Source organism: Moorena sp. SIO2C4 (assembly GCF_010672485.1).
GTDB classification, from domain to species: domain Bacteria; phylum Cyanobacteriota; class Cyanobacteriia; order Cyanobacteriales; family Coleofasciculaceae; genus Moorena; species Moorena producens.
Genome location: NZ_JAAHGN010000539.1, coordinates 1 through 5029 on the forward strand (window position 1 = coordinate 1; position 5029 = coordinate 5029).

Sequence of the window (5029 nt, forward strand, 5' to 3'; positions counted from 1 at the left end):
TGAAGAACCAACTCCCACATAGGCACCATAGAAGAAAAGACCAACCACTACGAGGACACCAGTACCAGCGATAGTGGCAACTATCCATAAAGGAATTCTTCCCCCTCCAGACACAGCTTATACCTCCAATTTTAAATCAAGTTTTTTTTAGATGCAGTTAACGATAGAAGGCTTAATAACTAGTCTTAATAACTAGTAATTTCCTTGAAAAGCCTCCCTAGTGGTAAGGGTTTTGTGCAACTCCTATCAGGAGTAAAGTAGTAAATTCCCGATTAACCGGAAATTACCAGGGAATTAACTAAGAGTCTTTTCCCGTCTACATCCTAGCCTTCTCTAAGATGGAGATTTAGGCGAATCTGTTAAATCAGTTAATTAAAGAAATAACTGGAAAACAGAATACCAAGCACAAAAATCAGTAATAGACCTAAGTAAAGAGACGTCCGATTGAGTTCAACCGGCTGTCTATTGGGATTGGAATTCCGCTCCATAATTGCTTCTCCTATCGTTGAATAAATTGCATGGCTGCGATCGCGCCTAAGAAAAAGACTGAAGGAACGGCTAGGGTATGAACCGCTAACCATCTAATCGTGAAAATCGGATACGAAACTGGTTGATTGGGATTACTGCTAGTCATGATTGTCTGCCTTTATCTAAAAAACCTTTAGGTGCGCTTGACCCATTAAGAATTAAATTCGCTCAAAGTGCGCTTTCCCATGGGCGAGTAAATCGCCCTTGGGTCGCACTTTCGGGTCACACCTATGGAGCAAATTGTTCAACTTGCTGTTTAGCATTGTAGCGGTCGGAAACGATTGGTAGTTCCATCCGCTCTTGAGTAAAGTATTCATTAGGACGGGGTGTGCCAAACACATCGTAAGCCAGACCAGTGCTAACAAAAAGCCAACCAGCGATAAATAGGGCTGGGATAGTAACACTGTGAATGACCCAGTAACGAACGCTGGTAATAATGTCACCAAACGGACGTTCTCCAGTTGTACCTGCCATCGTAGATTCCTCTTACCAACAACCGTTTAGAATTCCATAACTATAATAGTTCTAAGTGCCGTTTTTTTCTACATCTTCAATGTTGAAACATAAAACGAAACTGACTGGCATCGATCATAGGGATTTCAAAGCCCTAAGCTTCCTGGGTATGCGGCTCATACTTGAGTAAAATCCCTTTCTGACCAATTACAAACCCCTGTTCTGGTGTTACAAAGACGATTTTGTAAAAATTGGAGGGAACATCCTTAAGATCCCGGTCTTTTTGCCAAGTTTTTCCACCATCAAAGCTACAAAGCAAATTACCACTGCCACCTGCTAACCAAATTTCATTGGGTGTGCGATAGGCTAAGTCAAGTAATCCCAAGCTGTTGGAAACTTCCGGATACATCGGTTCTTGCCAATCTTCTAGGTCTTCAGCACTGCTAAATTGTACCTGACCACCCCGGGCAAGAATCCACAGACGACCATCGGGGGTAAACCCCATATTCTGAAGACGCTTGGAACTGTAACGATTATGCTGTAACCAAGCACTCTGACCTGGATCCCAAGTGGAGTAAAAGTTACCTCTAGCAGACACAGCCACGTATTTACCATCTTCAGAGCGGGAAATATTACGGGTGACTCCGACCGCCTGTGCTACCTGTGCTTTCCAGGTTTTCCCAGCATCCTTAGTCTGATAAATTGCGCCAACATCAGTGGTCATCTCTGCTGAGTTGGGTCCGAGAGCGAGCACTCTGTTGGGTGAACCTGGTAACTTTTCACTTAAGAGAATGCGAGACCAAGATTCCCCCCCATCAGTAGTATGGAGCATGATCGAAGGTTGACCAACAATCCACCCCTCATCACCAGCAAAGCTTACAGAGGAGAAGCGATAATTTTCATCTCCGAGATCCAAGCCTTTCTGTTGCCATGTATTACCCCCATCCTTAGTCTCAAAAATTGTGGCATAGCTACCCACAATCCATCCATGACTAAGATCCCCCGTAAAGCCAAGGTCTTGCATGGTCGCTTCTGTAGGTAAGGAAATAACCGCCCAAGGATTGTAGCTTATGGATGAAGGAGATTTGCAGCTGACACAAATTAATGCCACCGCCAGTAATATTAAAATTTGTTTCAGCGTTTTCATCAAATATCTCATTATTTCCAGAACTTTTTGAGTATGGCAGCTTTCTCCGTAGGTTTTCAGAACCCAGCAAGGGCGATGGCTTCTAGATCTAAGCTTTGGTGATGCCAGCAGTTGCTCACGTTCAATAAACTTGCCAACTGCCCTGATTTCAGTTCAAACCGTAAAGGCTCAGAAAAAATAAAAAGCCTAATCCTAAAGCGCTAAAAATTAAAAGGTTTTTTTGTGCTGGTGTCATGCGGTTAACACCTAAGCCATAGGTAAGATTCTCCTGAAATCCAGACGGGGCATTAACAGCACCAATATTAATAAACTGAATTTTCGGAGCGCTGCACACTGGACAGCGCCAATCATCTGGCAAATCCTTATATAATGTCCCTCCTGGAACATTGCGATTGCTATCTCCCTTAGTCGGATCGTAAACATAGCCACAAGCACGGCATTCATAGCTGCTGGGTGCTTGTTCAGCTAGGGTTTGCTCTGGGGCTCGTTCAGTCATTGCTCTGTAAGCTTAAGCAGCAAATCTTAATAACTATGTTAAAAAATATTATCACACACTAAGGGTCAGATTTTCTTAACTTTTGATTTAAGCTCAGGAGTTTCTCCCCAATGCCTGACCGGATTTTTGATCAACCCTTGAAATGGTAGGGTCTTCTAGGCAAAGCGATTACCCTCAACTACGAACAACCTTGAAGTCTATGGTAGTCATTGGCTTTTGAGAACCAACCACTGATCCCTGAGGACCGTTCAAAAGGGCAGAGCACCTATAATAAAGTTTGTAAAGAAGTACTAACGCCAGTTTTTACCTGGCACTGACCAATTGTGTTTGTTCTTAGCGGTTACGAGTATCTCTTAGGCTTCATACTAGCTTGCAGCTTAGTGCCCCTACTAGCCCTGTCGGCTTCCAAGCTTTTGCGACCTAGCCATCGGGAGCCAGAGCGACGCACCACCTATGAATCTGGTATGGAACCAGTGGGGGGTGCTTGGATTCAGTTCAACATTCGTTACTATATGTTCGCCCTGGTGTTCGTGATTTTCGATGTTGAAACTGTATTCCTCTATCCCTGGGCTGTCGCCTTCAATCGCCTGGGATTACTGGCATTTGTGGAAGCCCTAATTTTTATTGCAATTCTTGTGCTTGCTCTGGTTTATGCTTGGCGCAAAGGAGCCTTGGAATGGTCATGAAATCTAATCTTACAAAGGATAGTGCTGCTATAGAACAGCAGCAAACAAACAAAATTCTTAACCCGATTGAGCGAACCCAAGTCACTCAAGACCTATCGGAAAATGTAATTTTGACTACAGTAGACGACCTTTACAACTGGGCGCGGCTTTCCAGCCTCTGGCCGATGTTGTATGGTACGGCTTGCTGCTTCATTGAATTTGCAGCAATGATTGGGTCGCGGTTTGACTTTGACCGTTTTGGTTTGGTTCCTCGTTCTAGCCCCAGGCAAGCGGATTTAATTATCACAGCGGGTACCATAACTATGAAAATGGGACCAGCACTGGTTCGTCTGTATGAGCAGATGCCAGAGCCGAAGTACGTGATTGCCATGGGAGCTTGTACTATCACTGGCGGCATGTTTAGCGTTGATTCTCCAACAGCAGTCCGTGGTGTGGATAAATTGATTCCAGTGGATGTCTATATACCTGGATGCCCCCCTCGTCCAGAAGCAATCATGGATGCTATTGTCAAGCTTCGCAAAAAGGTGGCTAACGAGTCGATTCAGGAGCGTGGTCAGCTCAAGCAAACCCACCGTTACTACAGCACCACTCACAACATGAAAGTGGTACCAGAGATTTTGACGGGTAAGTACCTGCAATCAGAGGAGCGCTATACTGCACCCAAACAGTTGACCGAGGAGATGGGAATAGCAGTACCACCAGCACTCAAATCCTATCAAAAGCAGGAGGTAAAGCGTGGCTGAAGAGTCAAAACCAGTAGAGCAAACCACACAATCCTCTGAGATAGTTGAAGCGGGAAAAGTCTCCGGATGGCTCAAGGAAAACGGTTTTGACCATGAGTTCATGGAGCTGGATCACCTAGGCGTTGAGGTACTCAAAGTTCAACCAGATGTCTGGCTTCCCATTGCTACTGCTCTGTACGCCTATGGGTTTAACTACCTCCAATGTCAAGGAGGCTATGATTTTGGTCCTGGGGCAGACTTGGTGAGCTTTTACCACTTGATTAAAGTGAGTGATAATACTGATCAGCCTGAGGAAGTGCGTGTAAAAGTATTCCTACCGCGAGATAATCCTAAGGTTCCCTCGGTGTACTGGATTTGGAAAGCTGCTGATTGGCAGGAGCGGGAAACCTACGATATGTTCGGTATAGTTTTTGAAGGACACCCTAACCTGAAGCGGATTTTGATGCCAGAAGATTGGGTGGGTTGGCCTTTGCGGAAGGATTACATATCACCGGACTTCTACGAATTACAGGATGCTTATTGATTAGCTATGGGTTTGTGATCGTTTCCCTGATGCGATCGCAAACTCAACATCGCACTTTCCTCACTCCCTAAGAGGGCTGATGGGTTATAGTCAAATCAACTTACTTAGGATTCTCGATGACCTGATCAGCTTTTAGCTTCCAGGAAAAGAAGCCCCAAATCTGCAAGGGTGATCGACCACCCATGGCCTACGGCCAAGTGTGAGTGTGGGATAAATTTTGCACAAAGTCTTTCACACAAAACCGGCACGATGCCTTATATTATATTGACTGACAAGCAAGGTCTAAAATGCTGCTTGTTGGTGAAATGCTTCACGTATTTGGATGCATCAGTTACCTCAAATCTTTGTCGTTGATCGTAACTTTGCTCTAAATCTCTATCCTTCTGATTACTTTTAAAATATAGCTTAGGCACAAAGATGGTGCCAGTTTCGAATAGATAAACAAAGAGCGCA

Annotated in this window: 10 protein-coding genes; 3 read left to right on the forward strand and 7 right to left on the reverse strand. The window is 44.6% G+C overall.

The window, feature by feature from the left end; genetic code table 11:
- The 6 genes from F6K20_RS23830 to F6K20_RS23855 all read right to left on the reverse strand — a co-directional run.
- On the reverse strand, nucleotides 1-114 hold a 114-nt coding region (locus F6K20_RS23830), incomplete at its 3' end, for a photosystem II reaction center protein J (RefSeq protein WP_287296267.1).
- A 254-nt stretch (nucleotides 115-368) separates the two neighbouring features.
- On the reverse strand, nucleotides 369-488 hold the full coding sequence (gene psbL / locus F6K20_RS23835) for a photosystem II reaction center protein PsbL (RefSeq protein WP_071986819.1): 120 nt from the start codon (nucleotides 486-488) through the stop codon (nucleotides 369-371).
- Between the two features lie 11 nt (nucleotides 489-499).
- Nucleotides 500-634, reverse strand: coding sequence for a cytochrome b559 subunit beta (gene psbF, locus F6K20_RS23840; protein ID WP_071986818.1), 135 nt, complete (start codon nucleotides 632-634; stop codon nucleotides 500-502).
- A gap of 122 nt (nucleotides 635-756) precedes the next feature.
- Nucleotides 757-1002 (reverse strand): cytochrome b559 subunit alpha, encoded by a 246-nt coding sequence (psbE, locus tag F6K20_RS23845; RefSeq protein WP_008180799.1) that lies wholly within the window; start codon nucleotides 1000-1002, stop codon nucleotides 757-759.
- 133 nt (nucleotides 1003-1135) lie between these two features.
- Nucleotides 1136-2140, reverse strand: a complete 1005-nt coding sequence (locus F6K20_RS23850) for a photosynthesis system II assembly factor Ycf48 (RefSeq protein WP_044492399.1) — start codon at nucleotides 2138-2140, stop codon at nucleotides 1136-1138.
- A 136-nt stretch (nucleotides 2141-2276) separates the two neighbouring features.
- Nucleotides 2277-2624: a rubredoxin gene (locus tag F6K20_RS23855; RefSeq protein WP_008180797.1), complete on the reverse strand. Its 348-nt coding sequence runs from the start codon at nucleotides 2622-2624 to the stop codon at nucleotides 2277-2279.
- A gap of 323 nt (nucleotides 2625-2947) precedes the next feature.
- On the opposite strand from F6K20_RS23855, the gene ndhC reads away from it, so the two are divergent.
- From ndhC to F6K20_RS23870, 3 genes are read left to right on the forward strand one after another with little or no spacing between them, the layout of a single operon-like run.
- Nucleotides 2948-3310 carry a photosynthetic/respiratory NAD(P)H-quinone oxidoreductase subunit C gene (ndhC, locus tag F6K20_RS23860; RefSeq protein ID WP_008180796.1) on the forward strand — a complete coding sequence of 121 codons (363 nt, stop codon included), beginning with the start codon at nucleotides 2948-2950 and terminating at the stop codon, nucleotides 3308-3310.
- On the forward strand, nucleotides 3307-4053 hold the full coding sequence (ndhK, locus tag F6K20_RS23865; protein ID WP_008180795.1) for a photosynthetic/respiratory NAD(P)H-quinone oxidoreductase subunit K: 747 nt from the start codon (nucleotides 3307-3309) through the stop codon (nucleotides 4051-4053). The genes ndhC and ndhK overlap by 4 nt, the downstream gene beginning before the upstream one ends.
- Complete coding sequence (locus F6K20_RS23870) at nucleotides 4046-4576, forward strand: NAD(P)H-quinone oxidoreductase subunit J (RefSeq protein WP_008180794.1); 531 nt, start codon at nucleotides 4046-4048, stop codon at nucleotides 4574-4576. Before ndhK ends, F6K20_RS23870 begins: the two co-directional genes overlap by 8 nt.
- A gap of 254 nt (nucleotides 4577-4830) precedes the next feature.
- On the opposite strand, the gene F6K20_RS23875 is transcribed toward F6K20_RS23870, so the two are convergent.
- The coding region (locus tag F6K20_RS23875; RefSeq protein WP_287296265.1) for a hypothetical protein at nucleotides 4831-5029 on the reverse strand (199 nt) is incomplete at its 5' end.